The 16,999-nt window shown below is 63.3% G+C and carries 19 protein-coding genes; 12 read left to right on the forward strand and 7 right to left on the reverse strand.

The window, feature by feature from the left end; genetic code table 11:
- The first annotated feature begins 73 nt into the window (after nucleotides 1–73).
- The 3 genes from GA829_RS00850 to GA829_RS00860 all read left to right on the forward strand — a co-directional run bounded on the left by GA829_RS00850 (nucleotide 74) and on the right by GA829_RS00860 (nucleotide 1,523).
- Nucleotides 74–418: an ArsR/SmtB family transcription factor gene (locus GA829_RS00850; RefSeq protein ID WP_195176716.1), complete on the forward strand. Its 345-nt coding sequence runs from the start codon at nucleotides 74–76 to the stop codon at nucleotides 416–418.
- 72 nt (nucleotides 419–490) lie between these two features.
- Complete coding sequence (locus tag GA829_RS00855) at nucleotides 491–1,018, forward strand: SRPBCC family protein (protein WP_258052076.1); 528 nt, start codon at nucleotides 491–493, stop codon at nucleotides 1,016–1,018.
- 34 nt (nucleotides 1,019–1,052) lie between these two features.
- Nucleotides 1,053–1,523 (forward strand): VOC family protein, encoded by a 471-nt coding sequence (locus tag GA829_RS00860; RefSeq protein WP_195176718.1) that lies wholly within the window; start codon nucleotides 1,053–1,055, stop codon nucleotides 1,521–1,523.
- A gap of 168 nt (nucleotides 1,524–1,691) precedes the next feature.
- On the opposite strand, the gene GA829_RS00865 is transcribed toward GA829_RS00860, so the two are convergent.
- Nucleotides 1,692–3,284: a peptide chain release factor 3 gene (locus GA829_RS00865; RefSeq protein WP_195176719.1), complete on the reverse strand. Its 1,593-nt coding sequence runs from the start codon at nucleotides 3,282–3,284 to the stop codon at nucleotides 1,692–1,694.
- Nucleotides 3,285–3,425: 141 nt separating this feature from the next.
- Here GA829_RS00865 and GA829_RS00870 point away from each other — a divergent pair, with 141 nt between their 5' ends.
- The gene (locus GA829_RS00870) at nucleotides 3,426–4,499 is read left to right on the forward strand and encodes an NAD(P)/FAD-dependent oxidoreductase (RefSeq protein ID WP_195176720.1); all 1,074 of its coding nucleotides are present in this window, start codon (nucleotides 3,426–3,428) and stop codon (nucleotides 4,497–4,499) included.
- On the opposite strand, the gene GA829_RS00875 is transcribed toward GA829_RS00870, so the two are convergent.
- The 3 genes from GA829_RS00875 to GA829_RS00885 all read right to left on the reverse strand — a co-directional run bounded on the left by GA829_RS00875 (nucleotide 4,493) and on the right by GA829_RS00885 (nucleotide 7,256).
- Nucleotides 4,493–5,866 (reverse strand): amidase, encoded by a 1,374-nt coding sequence (locus GA829_RS00875; RefSeq protein ID WP_195176721.1) that lies wholly within the window; start codon nucleotides 5,864–5,866, stop codon nucleotides 4,493–4,495. The genes GA829_RS00870 and GA829_RS00875 overlap by 7 nt on opposite strands.
- A 335-nt stretch (nucleotides 5,867–6,201) precedes the next feature.
- Nucleotides 6,202–7,002 (reverse strand): class II glutamine amidotransferase, encoded by an 801-nt coding sequence (locus GA829_RS00880; RefSeq protein ID WP_195176722.1) that lies wholly within the window; start codon nucleotides 7,000–7,002, stop codon nucleotides 6,202–6,204.
- A 14-nt stretch (nucleotides 7,003–7,016) separates the two neighbouring features.
- Nucleotides 7,017–7,256, reverse strand: a complete 240-nt coding sequence (locus GA829_RS00885) for a DUF6356 family protein (RefSeq protein ID WP_195176723.1) — start codon at nucleotides 7,254–7,256, stop codon at nucleotides 7,017–7,019.
- A 114-nt stretch (nucleotides 7,257–7,370) separates the two neighbouring features.
- Here GA829_RS00885 and GA829_RS00890 point away from each other — a divergent pair, with 114 nt between their 5' ends.
- From GA829_RS00890 to GA829_RS00915, 6 genes are all read left to right on the forward strand, one after another.
- On the forward strand, nucleotides 7,371–7,841 hold the full coding sequence (locus GA829_RS00890; RefSeq protein ID WP_195176724.1) for an Lrp/AsnC family transcriptional regulator: 471 nt from the start codon (nucleotides 7,371–7,373) through the stop codon (nucleotides 7,839–7,841).
- An 86-nt stretch (nucleotides 7,842–7,927) separates the two neighbouring features.
- Nucleotides 7,928–8,413: a dUTP diphosphatase gene (dut, locus tag GA829_RS00895; protein WP_195176725.1), complete on the forward strand. Its 486-nt coding sequence runs from the start codon at nucleotides 7,928–7,930 to the stop codon at nucleotides 8,411–8,413.
- Complete coding sequence (locus tag GA829_RS00900; protein ID WP_195176726.1) at nucleotides 8,413–9,072, forward strand: HAD family hydrolase; 660 nt, start codon at nucleotides 8,413–8,415, stop codon at nucleotides 9,070–9,072. The genes dut and GA829_RS00900 overlap by 1 nt, the downstream gene beginning before the upstream one ends.
- 87 nt (nucleotides 9,073–9,159) lie before the next feature.
- The gene (locus GA829_RS00905; protein WP_195176727.1) at nucleotides 9,160–10,014 is read left to right on the forward strand and encodes a hypothetical protein; all 855 of its coding nucleotides are present in this window, start codon (nucleotides 9,160–9,162) and stop codon (nucleotides 10,012–10,014) included.
- Nucleotides 10,015–10,094: 80 nt separating this feature from the next.
- Nucleotides 10,095–10,898: an isocitrate lyase/PEP mutase family protein gene (locus GA829_RS00910; protein WP_195176728.1), complete on the forward strand. Its 804-nt coding sequence runs from the start codon at nucleotides 10,095–10,097 to the stop codon at nucleotides 10,896–10,898.
- Nucleotides 10,895–11,893: a proline racemase family protein gene (locus tag GA829_RS00915; protein ID WP_195176729.1), complete on the forward strand. Its 999-nt coding sequence runs from the start codon at nucleotides 10,895–10,897 to the stop codon at nucleotides 11,891–11,893. Before GA829_RS00910 ends, GA829_RS00915 begins: the two co-directional genes overlap by 4 nt.
- Here GA829_RS00915 and GA829_RS00920 read toward each other — a convergent pair.
- The gene (locus GA829_RS00920; RefSeq protein ID WP_195179469.1) at nucleotides 11,885–12,595 is read right to left on the reverse strand and encodes a sulfate transporter family protein; all 711 of its coding nucleotides are present in this window, start codon (nucleotides 12,593–12,595) and stop codon (nucleotides 11,885–11,887) included. The two genes, GA829_RS00915 and GA829_RS00920, sit on opposite strands and share 9 nt — an antisense overlap.
- A gap of 91 nt (nucleotides 12,596–12,686) precedes the next feature.
- On the reverse strand, nucleotides 12,687–13,589 hold the full coding sequence (locus GA829_RS00925) for a DMT family transporter (RefSeq protein ID WP_195176730.1): 903 nt from the start codon (nucleotides 13,587–13,589) through the stop codon (nucleotides 12,687–12,689).
- A gap of 328 nt (nucleotides 13,590–13,917) precedes the next feature.
- Here GA829_RS00925 and GA829_RS00930 point away from each other — a divergent pair, with 328 nt between their 5' ends.
- Both GA829_RS00930 and GA829_RS00935 read left to right on the forward strand, forming a co-directional pair.
- The gene (locus tag GA829_RS00930) at nucleotides 13,918–14,910 is read left to right on the forward strand and encodes an adenosine kinase (protein ID WP_195176731.1); all 993 of its coding nucleotides are present in this window, start codon (nucleotides 13,918–13,920) and stop codon (nucleotides 14,908–14,910) included.
- 376 nt (nucleotides 14,911–15,286) lie between these two features.
- The gene (locus GA829_RS00935; RefSeq protein WP_195176732.1) at nucleotides 15,287–15,994 is read left to right on the forward strand and encodes an antitoxin Xre/MbcA/ParS-like domain-containing protein; all 708 of its coding nucleotides are present in this window, start codon (nucleotides 15,287–15,289) and stop codon (nucleotides 15,992–15,994) included.
- Nucleotides 15,995–16,016: 22 nt separating this feature from the next.
- On the opposite strand, the gene speB is transcribed toward GA829_RS00935, so the two are convergent.
- Complete coding sequence (gene speB / locus GA829_RS00940; RefSeq protein ID WP_195176733.1) at nucleotides 16,017–16,976, reverse strand: agmatinase; 960 nt, start codon at nucleotides 16,974–16,976, stop codon at nucleotides 16,017–16,019.
- Between the last annotated feature and the right edge of the window lie 23 nt (nucleotides 16,977–16,999).

Consider the following 16,999-nt stretch of genomic DNA (forward strand, 5'->3'; position numbering starts at 1 on the left):
GACGCCGGTTGACGAGAGTGGTCATCCAATATATAGCCAAATGGGTATATACCTTATTGGCTATGGAACTCCGATGAACCAACTGGACGCTACTTTCGCAGCACTTGCCGATCCGACGCGGCGCGCCATTCTAGCCCGTCTCATCCAGGGGGATGCCTCGGTGATGGAACTGGCGGAGCCTTTCGCGATGAGCCAGCCCTCGATCTCCAAGCATCTCAAGGTGCTGGAAAATGCCGGATTGATTTCGCGCGGCCGCGATGCGCAGCGCCGGCCGTGCCGGCTGGAAGCGAAGCCGCTGGCCGAAGCCAATGACTGGCTGGAGCGCTACCGCAAGATCTGGGAAGGCAATTTTACCCGCCTCGACGCCTTGCTGGGCGCCTTGAAGGCCGAGAAAAATCCCGGCGCCAGCGAGCAATAGCCCAAAAAGATCCGGCCCATGTCGGATCGCCAAATGGCCGAACGTCCTTGGACAAACATCAGGAGGATCATCTTGAGCACCACCAGCTTGCCCGGCTCGACCGTCGCCACATTGACCGTGACCACACCCAGCGACCGTGAGGTCCAGATCACCCGCGTGTTCGATGCGCCTCGCCCCATGGTGTTCGACTGCTGGACGATCCCGGAATTGCTGAAAGGCTGGCTGCATGGCCCGGACGGCTGGCGGCTGGCCGTCTGTGAAATCGACCTCAGGGTGGGCGGCGCCACGCGCTACGTGTGGCAGCACCGCGATGGCCAGGTCATGGGCATGAGCGGCGCCTACCGCGAGATCGTGCGTCCGAGCCGGCTCGTGGCCACCGAACTGTTCGACGAGGACTGGACCGGCGGCGAGACGGTGGGAACCGTGGTCTTCACCGAACAGACCGGAAAGACCTTGCTGACACAGACCGTGCTCTACGCCTCGCGGGCTGCCCGCGATGGTGCGCTTGGCACCGGCATGACGGGCGGCATGGCCGAGAGCTACGCCCAGCTCGATGCCCATCTTGCTTCCCTGCGGGCCGCCGCAAAAGGCGCGGCCTGACCTTCTTAACCCCAGAGAAAATAAGGACATGACGATGCAAAAGATCACCACCTTCCTGTGGTTCGACGGCGAGGCCGAAGAGGCCATGAACCACTATGTCTCCATCTTCAAGAACTCGAAGGTGCTGAGCGTCGCCCGCTGGCCGCAAGGCCACCCTCAAGAAGGCAAAGTGCTTGTGGCCTCGTTCGAGCTCGACGGCGTGCGGTTCCAGGCGCTCAACGGCGGCCCGCAATACAAGTTCACCGAGGCCATGTCGCTCTCGATCGACTGCAAGACGCAGGCCGAGGTGGATCATTTCTGGAACAAACTGACCGAAGGCGGCGGCGAGCCGGGACCTTGTGGATGGCTGAAGGACAAGTTCGGCGTTTCCTGGCAGGTCGTGCCGGAACAGTTGCCACGACTGCTTCAGGACCCAGACCGAGCCAAGGCCGGACGGGTGATGAACGCGATGATGCAGATGAAAAAGATCGAGATCGCTAATTTGGAAGAGGCCGCGACGGGGTAATTCTAGGCGCCATTCCTTCTCCCCTTGTGGGAGAAGGTGGCCGAGCGAAGCTCGGTCGGATGAGGGGTGCTCCAAAAAGCACCAAAATCTCATTCCTTCCAGCACCCCTCAACCGTCTCGGCGCTCGCGCCGATCCACCTGCTCCCACAGGGGGAGAAGGAAAGACGCTCAGGCCGCCTGGTCGCGAACTTGATAGTCCTTGATGGTAGCAAACTTGATCGCCTTCCAGCGCTCCGCTTCGTAGTTGAGCGAAAAGGCATGCTGGGCGAGGAACACCGGGTCGTTGTCGAGATCGCGGGCGATGTCGCCGCGATGCGCTTCGATGAAGCGGTGGACTTCCAGCTTGTCGTCGGCCGAAATCCAGCGGCAGATAGAAAAGCGCGACATCTCGAATTCGACCGGCAGCGTATATTCGAAATTCAGCCGTTCCTTCAGCACATCGAGTTGCAGCGCGCCAACGACACCGACGATGGCTGGTGAGCCATCCTCCGGCGAGAACAGCTGCACGACGCCTTCCTCGGCCATCTGGTGCAGTGCCTCCTTCAGCTTCTTGGCCTTCATGGCATCGCCAAGGCGGACGCGGCGCAGGATTTCCGGTGCGAAATTCGGCACGCCGCGAAACAGGATTTCCTCGCCTTCGGTCAGCGTGTCGCCGATGCGCAGCGTGCCGTGGTTGGGGATGCCGACGACGTCGCCGGCGAAAGCTTCATCGGCGGTCACGCGGGTGCGGGCAAAGAAGAATTGCGGCGCCGACAGGCTCATTGGCTTGCCGGTGCGCACAAGCTTCGCCTTCATGCCGCGCTCGAGCTTGCCGGAGCAGACGCGGACAAAGGCAATGCGGTCGCGGTGGTTGGGGTCCATGTTGGCCTGGATCTTGAAGACGAAGGAGGTCATCTTGTCCTCGGTCGCCTCGACCTTGCGGGTGTCGGCCTCCTGCGCGCGCGGCGGCGGGCCGAAGGCGCCAAGCGCCTCGATCAGGTCGCGAACGCCATAGTTACGCAGCGCCGAACCGAAATAGACGGGCGTCAGATGGCCTTCCCGGAAGGCTTCCAAATCAAGGGGTCTGCACGCTTCTCGCGCGAGCTCCAGCTCCTCGATGAAGGCTTCGCGCTCGTTCTCCGGCAACAGGCCGGCGACGCGGTTGGAATCGGGACCGTTGACCGGCGTGCGCTCCTTTTCGCCGTCGCCCTTGCGCACCGCGTTCTGCGAGAGATGATAGGTGCCGGAAAAGGTCTTGCCACGGCCGATCGGCCAGGTGATGGGCGCGGTGTCGAGCGCCAGCTTTTGCTCGATCTCATCCAATATCTCGAACGGATCGCGGCTTTCGCGGTCCATCTTGTTGATGAAGGTGATGATCGGGATGTCGCGCAGGCGGCAAACCTCGAACAGTTTCAGCGTGCGCGGCTCGATGCCCTTGGCGGCGTCGATGACCATCACCGCCGAGTCGACGGCCGACAGCGTGCGGTAGGTATCGTCGGCGAAATCCTCGTGGCCGGGCGTGTCGAGCAGGTTGAAGACGTTGCCTTCATATTCGAAAGTCATCACCGAGGTGACGACCGAGATGCCGCGCTCGCGCTCGATCTTCATCCAGTCGGACCGGGTCTGGATGCGGTCCTTCTTGGCCTTGACCTCACCGGCAAGCTGGATGGCGCCGCCGAACAGCAGCAGCTTTTCGGTGAGCGTGGTCTTGCCGGCGTCAGGGTGCGCGATGATCGCGAAGGTGCGGCGGCGCGCCACTTCCTGTTCGATGTCTTCAGCCAATTTGCGAAATCCTATCTGTGGCGCGGGCTTCTAGCAGCGCGTTTTCGGTCTGTCGAACGGTTTTGGGGTGATTGGCCTTGCCCGAACTTGTCACAGGTCCGCTGTGGTGGCACCAGTGAACACCATTCGGCAGAGGTTAGCATGAGCACACCCAAGCAAGTCATCGTCATCGGCGCCGGCATCATCGGTGCCTCGATTGCCTGGCACCTGGTCAAGGCCGGCGCACGGGTGACCGTCATCACGGACAGCGAGACCGGCGGCATCGCCACGCCGAACTCGTTTGCCTGGATCAATGCGAGCTTTGGCAATCCCGAGCCGTATTTCCGATTGCGAAAGCGTGCCATGGCCGAATGGAACCGCCTGGCAAAGGACCTGCCAGGCATTCCCCTGACCTGGTGCGGCAGCCTGTGCTGGGACATGCCGGCGGCGGAATTGGAAGCCTATGCCGCTGAGCATTCCTCATGGGGTTATGGCATCAGCCGTGTCGACCGCGAGCAGGCGGCGCGCATCGAACCCAATCTCGTCGGGCTTCCCGGCTTCGCATTGCATGTCGCAGAAGAAGGCGTTGCCGAGCCCGTGTCGGCGACGCGCGCGCTGCTGGCGGATGCCGAGCGCCATGGTGCGCGTATCACCGCCGCAACAGTCACCGCGCTGGTCGAGACCGATGGCAGGATCAGCGGCGTCGACACCTCGCATGGGTTGCTGTCCGCCGATGAGGTGGTTATCGCGGCCGGCGTCGGCTCACCCGACATTGCCGCCACAGCCGGGATCAAGCTGCCGATCGAGACGCCGCCCGGCCTGATCGTCCACTCGCGCCCCTACAAGAAACTGCTCAACGGACTGGTGCTGGCCGAGCGGCTCCACATGCGCCAGACCGCCGAAGGCCGGATCATTGCCGGTGCGGATTTCGGCGGCGCCGATCCCGGTGACGACGCCGATGCAACAGCCGGCGCACTGTTCGCGGCGATGAAAGCCATGCTGCGCGATGCCGACGGACTGGAGCTGGATTTCCACACGGTCGGCTACCGGCCAACGCCGATCGACGGTTTTCCGATCATCGGCCGCGCCGAGGGTGCCGACGGCCTTTACGTCGCGGTCATGCATTCGGGCATCACGCTGGCACCGGCTGTCGGCTTGTTCGCCGCCAGGGAAATTCTCGATGGCGAACGCGATCCGCTGCTCAAGCCCTATGGGCTGGCGCGTTTCGCTCAATAGCCGGGAGGCCTGGCAAAGCCGCCGGTCAGAGGCGCCATTGCCTGGGCGATAGCGAGAAGCCGGGATTCCGACCAGCGCTTGCCGACAAGCTGCAAGCCGATCGGCAGGCCTTCGCGGTCCTGCCCGCATGGCATCGAAAGCGCGGGATTGCCGCTGTAGTTGAACACCGCGCCGTAGGCCGGCAGCATCCGGTAGCTCTCATCCTTGCCGTCGACCCTGATCGGCGTTCCCGGCTCGCAATGCGGAAAGGCAGTGGTCATGGCAACCGGACACAGCAGGGCGTCATAGGCGTCGAGAAACCGGTCCCACGCAAGAATGGACGTGTCGCGGCGAGCCAGCGCCTCGAACCAACGGGAAACGGAGGTCGGCTGCCTGGGCGCCTCGGGCTGCGCTGCCTCCATCATCATGCCGATCAGCACACCGCCCTGCTCCAGGTCATCATGCGGATCGAGTTTTGGCAGTTTGGCCTGTTCGACGATCGCACCTGCCTCCTGCAACTGCCGGGCGAGGTTTTCAACGGCAGCACTGATCTCGCCCGCCACCGGGAATCCCGGGATGGAAGCGGCGAAAGCGATCCGCAACGTCTTGAGGTCCACCTTCGGCATCTTCTCGACCGGCACCGCCGCAAGGTCGGTATCGCTGTCGTCTGGCCCGGCGATAATCCCGTAGACAAGCGCCAGATCCTCCACGTTACGCGCCAGCGGACCGAGGCAGGACATCAGCCGCACGCTGCGCGCGGCACCGCCCGGATCGGGAAAAGCGCCAGCCAGCGATATCCGATGTTCGGTTGGCTTGAGACCGTAGACGCCACAGAAGGCGGCAGGCAGGCGGATCGAATCCTGCATATCGGTACCGACCTCGAAGGGCGTCATGCCCGCGCATAACGCCGCCGCCGCGCCGCCACTGGAGCCACCCGGCGTGCGCTGAAGGTTCCATGGATTGCTGGTTCGGCCGAACAGCGGATTGCTGGACTGCCAGTCGCCCAACATGGTGGCGACATTGGTCTTGGCGAACAGCAGGCCGCCGGCGGCCTTCAACCTTGCAACCACCGGACTGTCCTGCCTGGCGGCATAGTCGGCGAAAGGTGGGAAGCCGACCGTGGTCTTCATGCCCGCCGTATCATGCATATCCTTGAGCGTGAACGGCACGCCATGCAGCGGCCCCAGAACATCACCGCGCGCCTGGGCCGCGTCAGCCTTTCTCGCGCGATCGCGGGCTCCTTCACGGTCGAGCGAGATGACGGCGTTGACCGTGTCGTTATGCGCATCGACCTGGGCAAGGTGAGCATCCAGTGCTTCCATTGCTGAAATCTTGCGCTTGGCAATTGCTGCCGCGATTTCGGCGATGGAGGAAAACGCGATATCCATGATCAATACTCCGCAACGCCGCGCATATCGATGGACATGGACAATTGCCGCGCGGCTTCAAGCCAAGATCACCATCGAAAGCACGGCGGTGCTTGATCGAAATTGCGGCGGAGCCGATTGAGGCCTGCGCCCTACGGCGCCCCCCTCTGTCCTGCCGGACATCTCCCCACTTGGGGAGATCGGCCGCATCACCAGCCGCGCTATTTCTTTCAGCGTCCGAGATTGGCGAAACCCGTCGCGCCATCCGATCTCACTCCTTGTGGGGGGAGAGGTCCGGCAGGACAGAGGGGGCGAAGGAACGCGACCTTGCCGCAAGATTGGAAGAAGCTGAAGCGCTACCCAACCAGCGCGAGCTTGGCCGGCGCCGGAACGAATGGGCGGATGGTCATCCCGGTCTTGGTCATGGTGACGAAACTCGACGGCGGGATGGCTTGCCAGTCGCCGCCATCGCGGTCGAACGGCTCGGAGACGATGCAGCGGCCGCCGCCCTTACGGAACACGGATGTGTAGAGCGTCGGCGCCTGGTTGTCTGTTGCGTAGCGGACCGCATGGAGCGCCTGCCCGTCCGAGAAGGCGGCAGTGAGTTTCAAGGCGGGATCAAGGCCGGCGCGGCGCGAGGCATCGAGCACCCGGCTGGTGGCGCGGGATACCGCGCCTTGCGGATCGGTGGCCAGGCCCTCGTCGATCATCAGGAGGAAAAACAGTTCGGAATCCGTGGTGCCTTCGCGTTGATCGAAGACGGCGTCTGACAGCGAATTCTCCAGGGCACGGCGGATCTTTTCGAAGCCGCCGATCTGGCCATTGTGCATGAACGACCAGTTGCCTGAAATGAACGGGTGGCAGTTCATGCGGCTGGTGGCACCGCCGGTCGATGCCCTGACATGGGCAAGGAACAGGCCGGATTTGATCTGCCGGCACAGGCTCTTCAGATTGGGATCGGACCAGGCCGGCAGGATATCGCGATAGAGGCCGGGCTCAGGCCGGTCGCCGTACCAGGCAAGACCGAAGCCATCGCCATTGGTCGGCGACTTCGCTTCCTGGGCGCAATGGCTCTGGGCGATCAGCGAATGACAGGGCGCCGTGACGATGTCTTCCAGAAAGACCGCTTCACCGAGATAGGCCGCCCACCGGCACATTGCTCTGTCGTCCCTTAGGCACGATCCGGAAGAGCCGCGGGCCCCTGGGTCGTGTGTGTGCCTCTGTTGTGCGTCCGCTCGTAGAGTTCGCGAACGATTCGGCTGGCGGTAGTTTCAAACAGAAATGGCAAGAAAGCGTGAACAAGCGCGGCGGACGCCGCCATCAGCAGCCGCGACGAGAACCAGGCGGCAAAGGCCATGTGGCCGAAATAGGTCTCACCGACCTTGGCTGGGTGCGAGGTGAAAATCGACATGCTGGTCCCCTTCAACGCTTGAAGCTCCGATAGTGAGTATCCTGACACGCTTCGCCGGTTCATCGATCTCAAAATATCCTTGTGTTCCGGGCTTTGGTGGGACAAACATCCCAAATGGCGCAAGATATCGATGAAATCGACCGGAGATTGCTGACGGAATTGCAACGCGACGGCACGCTGTCGGTCGACCAGCTGTCCGAGCGGGTGGCGCTGTCGCGCAATGCCTGCTGGCGGCGGGTCAAGCGGCTCGAGGAAGATGGCGTCATCACTGGCCGTGTGGCGCTGGTCAACCCGGAAAAGCTCGGGCTTGGCCTCTCGGTGTTCATCCTGATCCGCACGTCCAACCATGATCCGGAGTGGCTGCAGAGATTCCGGGCAGCGGTGACCGGCTTTCCCGAGATCACCGGCGTCTATCGCATGTCGGGCGATCTCGACTATGTGCTGCGCGCCCGCGTCGCCGATGTGAAGGCCTATGACCGGCTCTACCAGCGGCTGATCGCCAAGGTGGCGCTGTCGGATGTCTCTGCGTCCTTCGTCATGGAGGAGATCAAGGAGACTACGGTCGTTCCGATGGAACTGCGCTAGCGCGGCGGCGCGGCGCAAAAGAAAATCGTTGATAGCAATGCAGCCGAGTTGACCGAATCGACGTTCGCGCCGATAGGATCGATTTTATGCGCGCAGCCCTTCAAATTTCCTCCGTCATCGGTCCGACTGTCGGCTTCGTCAGGTTGCCGCATGGAGACGGACTTCCCCTCCCCGCCTATGAAAGCACCGGTGCCGCCGGCATGGACCTGCGGGCAGCGGTGCCTGACGATCGGCCCTTGCTGATCCTGCCCGGCAAACGGGCTTTGGTTCCGACCGGCCTGATCCTGGAAATTCCCGAAGGCATGGAAGGCCAGGTGCGGCCACGCTCCGGCCTCGCCTTCAAACATGGGCTTACCGTTCTCAACACACCCGGCACCATCGACAGCGACTATCGCGGCGAGGTGAAGGTGCTTCTCGTCAATCTCGGCGACGAGGATTTCGCGGTGACACGCGGCATGCGGATCGCCCAGATCGTGTTCGCTCCGGTGACACAGGCGACCGTCGAGGAACGCACATTGGCCGGCAGCACGACGCGCGGCTCCGGCGGCTTCGGATCGACCGGCACGGCCTGATGTCCCTTCCAAAGCTCGTGATCTTCGACTGCGACGGGATCCTGGTCGACACCGAGAACCTTGCCAACAAGCGCCTTGCCGAATGGCTGAGCGCTGCCGGTTACCCCACAAGCTTCGAATATTGCCGCAAGCACTTTTCCGGCCGCAGCATGGTTTCGGTGCAGAAGGAAATCGAGGAAAAGACCGACGTCAGGCTCGGCGCCGATTTCGTCGAGCGCTGGAATGCCGGCCTGCCGGATCTGTTCGCGCACGGCGTCGAGGCCATTCCCTACGTCCGCGACTTCATCGAAGCCGTTCGAGCAGCCGGCATCCCCTATTGCGTCGCCACCTCGGCCAGAATCTCGAAGATGCACATCACGCTTGGCCAGACCGGGCTGCTGCCGCTGTTCGAACACGCCATGTTCAGCGCGACCATGGTCGGGCGCGGCAAGCCGTTTCCCGACCTGTTCCTGCATGCGGCGAAAACCATGGGTTTCGCGCCGGACGACTGCATCGTCATCGAGGACAGTGTGGCCGGAACGCAAGCAGGCGTTGCCGCCGGCATGCGGGTGTTTTCCTACCATGCCGATCCGAATTCCGACCGCGACGGCCTGCTAGAGGCCGGCGGCATCCTGTTCGATGATATGCGCGAGCTGGCCGGGCTGGTGCCGATCCACTGATCCAGGAGGCGGGTCTGCGGCCTCGATACAGGCTGGACGCCTTGTGCCGGCATGCTACTTTCCCCGCGCCCGACAGCGAAAGGCGCCATGCAGATGAATCCTATCCGCCGCTTCGTCGCTGCTTGCCTGCTGTTGCCATTTCTGTGGGCTGGGGCCAGTGCCGAAGACGCTGTTTCGCCCGATCTCGGCGAAGCCATCACCGGCCACGCGAAGACCACCTATGCCGATCTCATCAGGCTGGTCGTTCCAGACCTCAAGGCGGACAGTGAGGGTTACTACAAAGGCGGCTCGCCGGTCGAAATGCGGCACATCGCAGGTGCCGACTATGACAGCTCGCCGCCTGAGGCATCGAGCGTTTTCAGTGCCGGCGTTCTCGACGTCAGGGCTGGCGGCAAGGACCGGCTGGCCATGCTGTTCGACCTCGGCGAATCGCCCGACAGTGTCGAAGGTTACGCCGTGCTGGCGCTCTACGATCTCACCGGCAAGCCGAAACTGCTCGACGCCGTCAATGTCGCGACGGACCGCTTCACTTTTTTTCGTCATCCGGCCAAGCTTTCCCTTGGCGACAACGACGCGCTCATGATCTCGAGCACGCATTTCAATTCGAGCCAGGGTTACATGTCGACCCCGCTCATCCTGGCTCGCGACGACCGTTATGAAATGATAGACCTCATCAATACATTCGACGAAAATGTCTGTTCCTACCGGCGCTCCCAGGACCTGAACTTCGAGCCTCTGAGCGACGGCCTGCCGCATGCGGCGATCAAGGCGACGATAACCGACAAGACCGTTCCGGGCGAAGAGCAATGCGACGAACCACGCCCGCAAGCAGTGTCGAACGACATTTCCGTCACCTATCGTTGGGACAAGACGGCGGCGCGTTACGTCGCGGATTCAGACGCCTTCGAAAAATTGGCAGTAGAGAACGCGAAACGCTTCTGAGCCAACCGCATTCGTTTGCCCGAGATCGGGCGGCACGGTAGCATCCGCTCAACCACTGTGCACATGATGGGGGAACTACCATGGACAAGGGCAAGATCTTTCGCGACCTGCATGCCTCGACCTTCGTCATGCCCAATCCCTGGGACATCGGCACGGCCAAGCTGCTGGCTTCCTTCGGCTTCACGGCATTGGCGACGACCAGCGCCGGCTTTGCCTTTTCGCGCGGCCTGCCCGATGGCGCGGTGACCTTCGAGGCGATGATCCATCATTGCCGCGATTTGACCGGAGCGACCAGCCTGCCGGTCTCGGCCGATCTCGAGCGCGGCAAGGGCGACAGCGCCGCAAGTGCCGCCGAGACCATTTTCGCGGCGGAAGCGGCCGGCCTTGCCGGCTGTTCGATCGAGGATCACACCGGCGACCCGGACAAGCCGATCTATGATTTTTCGCATGCGGTCGAGCGGGTGGCGGCAGCGGTCGAGGCGGCGCGGGCGTTGAAGCGCGATTTCGTCTTCACCGCACGAGCCGAGAATTTTCTCTGGGGCAAGTCCGACCTCGACGACACGATCAAGCGGCTGCAGGCCTTCGATAAGGCCGGCGCCGACGTGCTCTATGCGCCAGGCATCGGCGATGTCGAAATGGTGCGCGCCATCTGTTCGGCGGTCAGCAAGCCGGTCAATGTCATGGCAAGGCCCGGCTTCACCATCGCCGATCTTGCCATGGCCGGCGTCAAGCGCATCTCGCTTGGACCGTGGCTGACCAATTTCGCCTACGGCATGCTGGAGACTGCCGCCCGCGAAATCCAGCAGGACGGCACTTTCGGCTTCACCCGCGCCGCGATGCCTTTCGGCAAGCTGCAGGCGCTCTTTGGTAAGCCCGTCGCATGACGCTGACCGTCACCGACATGCACACCGGTGGCGAGCCGCTGAGGATCGTCACCAGCGGCTATCCAGATATTCCCAAGGGGACCATCCTGGAAAAGCGCGCTTATGTGCGCGACCATCTCGATCACCTGCGAAAAATCCTGATGTTCGAGCCGCGCGGCCATTACGACATGTATGGCGCGCTGCTGGTGGAACCCGACTTGCCAGGCGCCGACCTTGCTGTGCTGTTCATGCACAATGAGGGCTATTCGACCATGTGCGGCCACGCCATCGTCGCGCTCGGCCGCTATGCCGTCGACGAGGGGCTGGTGACAAAACAGGAGCCAATCACCATCGTCAACATCGAGGCGCCGTGCGGACTGGTGGTTGCCTCGGTAGAGGTTCGGGATGGCAAGGCAGGAGGCGTGTCGTTCGAGAGCGTGCCGGCGTTCCTGTTTGCCCGCGACCAGACAATCGAACTGCCTGGCTATGGCACGATCGGCTTCGACGTCGCCTATGGCGGCGCCTTCTACGCGCTGGCCGATTGCCATCAATTCGGGCTGGAATTCGGACGCGACCGCGTGCGCGATTTCGTTGATGCGGCGACTGCACTGACTGACAGGCTCAAGGCTGAGTTGCCGCTGTCGCATCCCGATCACGCCGACCTTGCCTTTCTCTACGGCACGATCCTGACCGATGGCCGCGACGCCTTTTCCGGCGAGGTGACGAAGAACGTCTGCGTCTTCGCCGAGGCAGAAGTCGATCGATCACCAACCGGATCCGGTGTCACCGCGCGGCTGGCGGCGATGTTTGCCAAAGGCGAAATCGCGGCAGGCCAGACAAGGACATTCGAGAGCATCGCCGGCTCGCGCTTTTCCGGTGCGGTGGCAGCAACGGCGAAAGCCGGCCGGCATAATGCGATCATCGCCCGCGTCGGCGGCCGCGCCTATTATTCCGGGCGTTCCGAATTCATCGTCGAGCCAGACGACGAACTGGGCCGGGGGTTTCTGCTACACTGAACGCAATCCGGCTTTGTCACGCGCCGAGATCGCCTTGTGCAGATGCACCATCATGGCTGCGGCGAACAACGGCGTCAGAAGGTTGAGCAGCGGCACGGCGAGGCAGGCAGCAATCAGCAGCCCGGCGAGAAACACCGTCCCGGCATATGCCCTGCGCAGAGCCCTGGCCTCTTCCTCGGAGCGAAAGCGCATGGCCGCGAATTCGAAGAACTCACGTCCGAGCAGGTAGCCGTTGACGAGGAAGAAGGCGGCAATGTTGATGCCCGGCACCAGCAGGAGCAGCAGCGCGACGATGTTGCCGACGATGACAATGCCAAGGAACCGGATCGACAGCACCAGCGAGCGCAGTGCCGGCATCGCACGCCCGGGCCGATCGCCGGGATAATCCGTGCGCTCGACCACCTCGGCGATATCGTCAAGGAACAGGCCGGCGACAACCGCCGTCACCGGCGCGATGAGCAGCGCCATGCCAAAGGCAAGGCCAATGGCGGCGATGATGCCGCCCAGCCATCCGGCCCAGGATGGAAGGCCGGGCAAGAAACCGTGGAGCCATGGCCAGGCCGCCCATTCGACAAGGCTGGTCAGGCCGAACCACAGCGCCACCAGCGCCAGCAAGGTCAACCCCAGTGTCTTGATGAAAACCGCGCGAAACGGCGGCGAGAGCAGCTCAAGGGCAGCGGCACGGGCGGCATTGAAGATCACGATGGTCAAATCCCAGGCGAACGAACGGGCCGCCACGAGGCGGACGTTCCCGAGATAGGCAGCGCAAGCCCCAAGCACAAGCGCGTGCAGCCTATCGGGCCAGCGCCGGCTTGCGAACCGGGATGGTCATGGCGGCGACACCTGCCACGACAAAGGCCATTCCGACCCAGGCTGTCGGCCCCAGGCTTTCGCCCAGGAAGACAGCGCCGATGCCGACGCCGATCGGCACGCGCAGATAGGCCTGCGACGTCGTGCCGACCGAGCCCAGCGTGTGGATCAGGCGAAAATAGATGACGAAGGCCAGCGCGGTCGAGAAGATCGACAGGCCGAGCAAGGCCAGGATCGACGCCGTCGATGGCGAGAGCATCCACGGCCGGTCGACCACGAGGCTGAGCGGCACCAGTATGACCGCTCCGCAAAGCATCGAGCCGGCGGCGGGCAGCATCGGATCGAGGCCTTTGAAGCCACGTCCAAAGATGGCGGCGCCGGCATAGGAGACTGTCGCGATGACAATCGCCAGCTGCGCCCACAATTCGTGGCCAAGCCCGCCCAGCGCCTCGGTGCCGATGACAAGGCAGATGCCGATGATGCCGGCGCTGACGCCGACCAGCTTGCGCGCCGTCACCGGCTCGTGGCGGGTGATGAGCGCCGTCAGCAGGAAGGTGAAGATCGGCGAGGTGGAATTGAGGATGGTGGCGAGGCCGGCGTCGACGGAACGCTCGGCCGCGGCAATCAGGGTGAAAGGTATCACGCTGTTGAGGCAGGCCTGGAAGGCGAAGCGCCGCCAGGTTGCCGCATCGCGCGGCATGGCAAGCCCGCGCCAACGGATGATGGCAAACAGAATGCCACCGGCGATCAAGGTCCGGGCGGCAATAAACGTGACCGGCGGGATCGTCTCGACGCCGATCTTGATGAACGTGTAGGACGCGCCCCAAAGCACCGCCAGCACGCCGAGCAGCATCAGGTCGATCGTCATTTCGCTTCTTGCAGGCATTGTCTGCTCGCGCCGTTGGGAGTGATGGGACAGGTGGCACTTGTACCCCGAAGCGGAGAGGGGATGCTTCGATCGCGATCTAATGGTAGCCGTGCATCGGCCGGCGGGCATGGTCCAGTTGCGCCTGACGGCTGCAACAGAGCGGACATGGATGCCGACGCCACGCAAACAAGCGCCGATTTTCGGGGTAGGCAAAGCCTGCACGAGCCGCTAGACCCGCGCCCGGCCAGCATGGCAAGAAGCTGGCTCTCTATTTGCACGCAATTCCGGACGGAAAACCGCTACACACTTTTCCTGGAATTGCTTTGAGTTTTTGGCGGAGACATTGATGCCGGACTATGACGTGCTTTGCATCGGCAATGCCATTGTCGACATCATCGCCCAGTGCGACGAGGAATTCCTCGAGACCAATGGCATCATCAAAGGCGCGATGAATCTCATCGATACCGAGCGCGCCGAGCTGCTTTACAGCCGCATGGGCCCGGCAATCGAGGCCTCCGGCGGCAGCGCCGGCAACACGGCGGCCGGCGTCGCCAGTTTCGGTGGCCGCGCCGCTTTCTTCGGCAAGGTTTCCAACGACGCGCTTGGTGAAATCTACGCCCATGACATTCACGCGCAGGGCGTCGCCTTCGACACCAAGCCGCTGACCGGTGAGCCGCCAACCGCGCGCTCGATGATCTTCGTGACGCCCGACGGCGAACGCTCGATGAACACCTATCTCGGCGCCTGCGTCGAACTCGGACCCGAGGATGTCGAGGCCGACAAGGCCTCGGGCGCCAAGGTCACCTATTTCGAGGGCTATCTCTGGGATCCGCCACGGGCCAAGGAAGCCATCCGCCAGACGGCGAAGCTGGCGCACGCCGCCGGCCGCGAAGTGTCGATGACATTGTCGGATTCGTTCTGCGTCGGCCGCTACCGCGACGAGTTCCTCGACCTGATGCGCTCGGGCACTGTCGATATCGTCTTTGCCAACAGCCACGAGATCAAATCGCTCTACCAGACGACGTCGTTCGAAGAGGCGCTGGCGCAGATCCGCAAGGACTGCAAGATCGCCGCCGTGACCCGTTCGGAGAAGGGCTCCGTCATTGTGCGCGGCGACGAGACCGTGGTCATCAAGGCGACAACGATCCGGGAACTGGTCGACACGACAGGCGCTGGCGACCTTTATGCCGCCGGCTTCCTGCACGGCTACACGCAAGGCCGCGACCTGCAGACCTGCGGCGATCTTGGCTCACTGGCGGCCGGACTGGTGATCCAGCAACTCGGCCCAAGACCACGGCAGAACCTGAAACGCGAGGCTGAGCAGGCGGGGCTGCTGTAGGGGTAAACCTTGCCTTCTCCCCTTGTGGGAGAAGGTGTCGCCGAAGGCGACGGATGAGGGGTTTTCCAGAAAACACCAACGTCTCATCCCTTCCAGCACCCCTCATCCGCCTCGACGCTGCGCGCCGATCCACCTTCTCCCACAAGGGGAGAAGGAAACACCGTCGCGCGACTGTCACACATCGCACCTACACCGCAACCGAGGCGTTCCGCGACTGACATTTCGGGGCGCCCACAGTCAGTCGGGGTGTTAAAAATGCAAGACAGCAAGCTGTCCGGCAGCCGCATCTGTTGCCGCTGCGATTTCCGTTTTCCGCTTTAGACATTCCCCAATCGGCGGCGGCTGAGGGAGCAGCGCGCGGCCAGAAGACAGACGCATGAACAGATTTCCAATCCAGGGAATGAGACAGGACGACTTCGCCGAAATGGTCGCGGAGGAAGTCGAACGCGCGCTCGCGCAGTATGACGAAGCCATCAACAAGCCCACCATGGTCTCGGTCGGCAAGATTGCCGGCAGCATCGCGTCCGCCGTCACTTTGCTTTCGCCCAAACACCAGCGCGCCATCGACAGCATCCATGCGGACCTTCCGGGCCTTGCCTCGAAATTCGTTCGCGCGCTGGCGGCCGAGGCCGCGCGCCGCAGCGAGGCAGGGACCAGCGATGCTGTAGGCCTGCCGGTGATCTTGCCGGCAGCCGTCGAGGGAATGTCAAACCCAAGCAACAAGGCCGACGATCTCGAATCGATGCTGATCGAGGATTGGGCGGGGCGCGTCGCCGGATCGACCTATCTGGAAGAAAACCTGCACATCGCGCGCTCGACATTGCACCGCTGGCAAAGGCGCAACGAGGTCATTGCCCTGCGCAAGGGCGGCCGCAAACATGTCTTCCCGCTGGCGCAGTTCGTCGACGGCAGGCCGGTCGCCGGCATACGCGACGTGCTGTCGCTGATCAGCAATCCGAGGCTGGCCTGGCTGTGGCTGACGCGGCCTTCGGCTCATCTCGACGGCCGCGTGCCCATCGACTTGCTCCGCCAGGATCAAATCCAGGATGTGGTCGAGGCCGCGCGCGTGTTCGCGCCGGGCTGAGCCCGGCGCGATCGTCGAGAGACTAGCCTTTCCGTTCAGCCAGCAGGCCAAGATAGTGCTGCAGCACGGCCGCGCCGGCGATCGAGGTGACATCGGCATGGTCGTAGGCGGGCGCCACTTCCACGACATCGGCGCCAACGATATCCAGCGAGCCGAGGCGGCGCAGGATCATCAGCGCCTCGCGCGACGACAGCCCGCCGGAGACAGGCGTGCCGGTGCCGGGTGCATAGGCCGGGTCGAGGCAGTCGATGTCGAAGGTCAGATAGGTCTTGGCATCGCCGACGCGGGCCTTGATGCGTTCGACGACACCCGCGACGCCGAGTTCAGCGACGTCTTCGCCATAGAGAATTTCGAGGCCGCAAGTGTCCGGCGCATGGGTCCGGATGCCGACCTGGATCGAACGGTCCGGCCGGACGATGCCTTCGCGCACGGCGCGGGCAACAAACGAGCCATGGTCGATGCGCCTGTCTTCGTCGAACCAGGTGTCCTGATGCGCATCGAACTGGACCAGAGCCATCGGGCCATGTTTCTTGGCGTGCGCCCGCAGCAGCGGCCATGTCACATAGTGATCGCCGCCGATGGAGAGCAGCGTGACGCCGGCATCGACGACCTCGCTCGCCTGCCTTTCGATCTGCGCCGGCGCTTCGTCGTGACGGCCGAAGTCGAGCCCGCAGTCGCCATAGTCGATCACCGCGAGCTTTTCGAACGGATCGGCGCGGAACGGGTACTGCGGATCGCCTTCAAGGATGGCGGACGCGCGCCGCACGCCCTGCGGCCCGAAACGGGCGCCCGGGCGGTTGGACACGGCGGCGTCGAAGGGGATGCCCCAGATGGCGACATCGACGCCAGCCAGGTTGCGGCTCAGCCGGCGGCGCATGAAGGACAGGACGCCGCTGTAGACCGGCTCATGCGAGCCGCCATGGATGTTGTTGCCGAACACGGCATCGTCGGTTTCACGGGTACGCGGCAGAGGCTGCAACATTTTGCTGAGATCCATTTGGGGGA

It is taken from the genome of Mesorhizobium sp. INR15, from assembly GCF_015500075.1.
Lineage (GTDB): Bacteria > Pseudomonadota > Alphaproteobacteria > Rhizobiales > Rhizobiaceae > Mesorhizobium.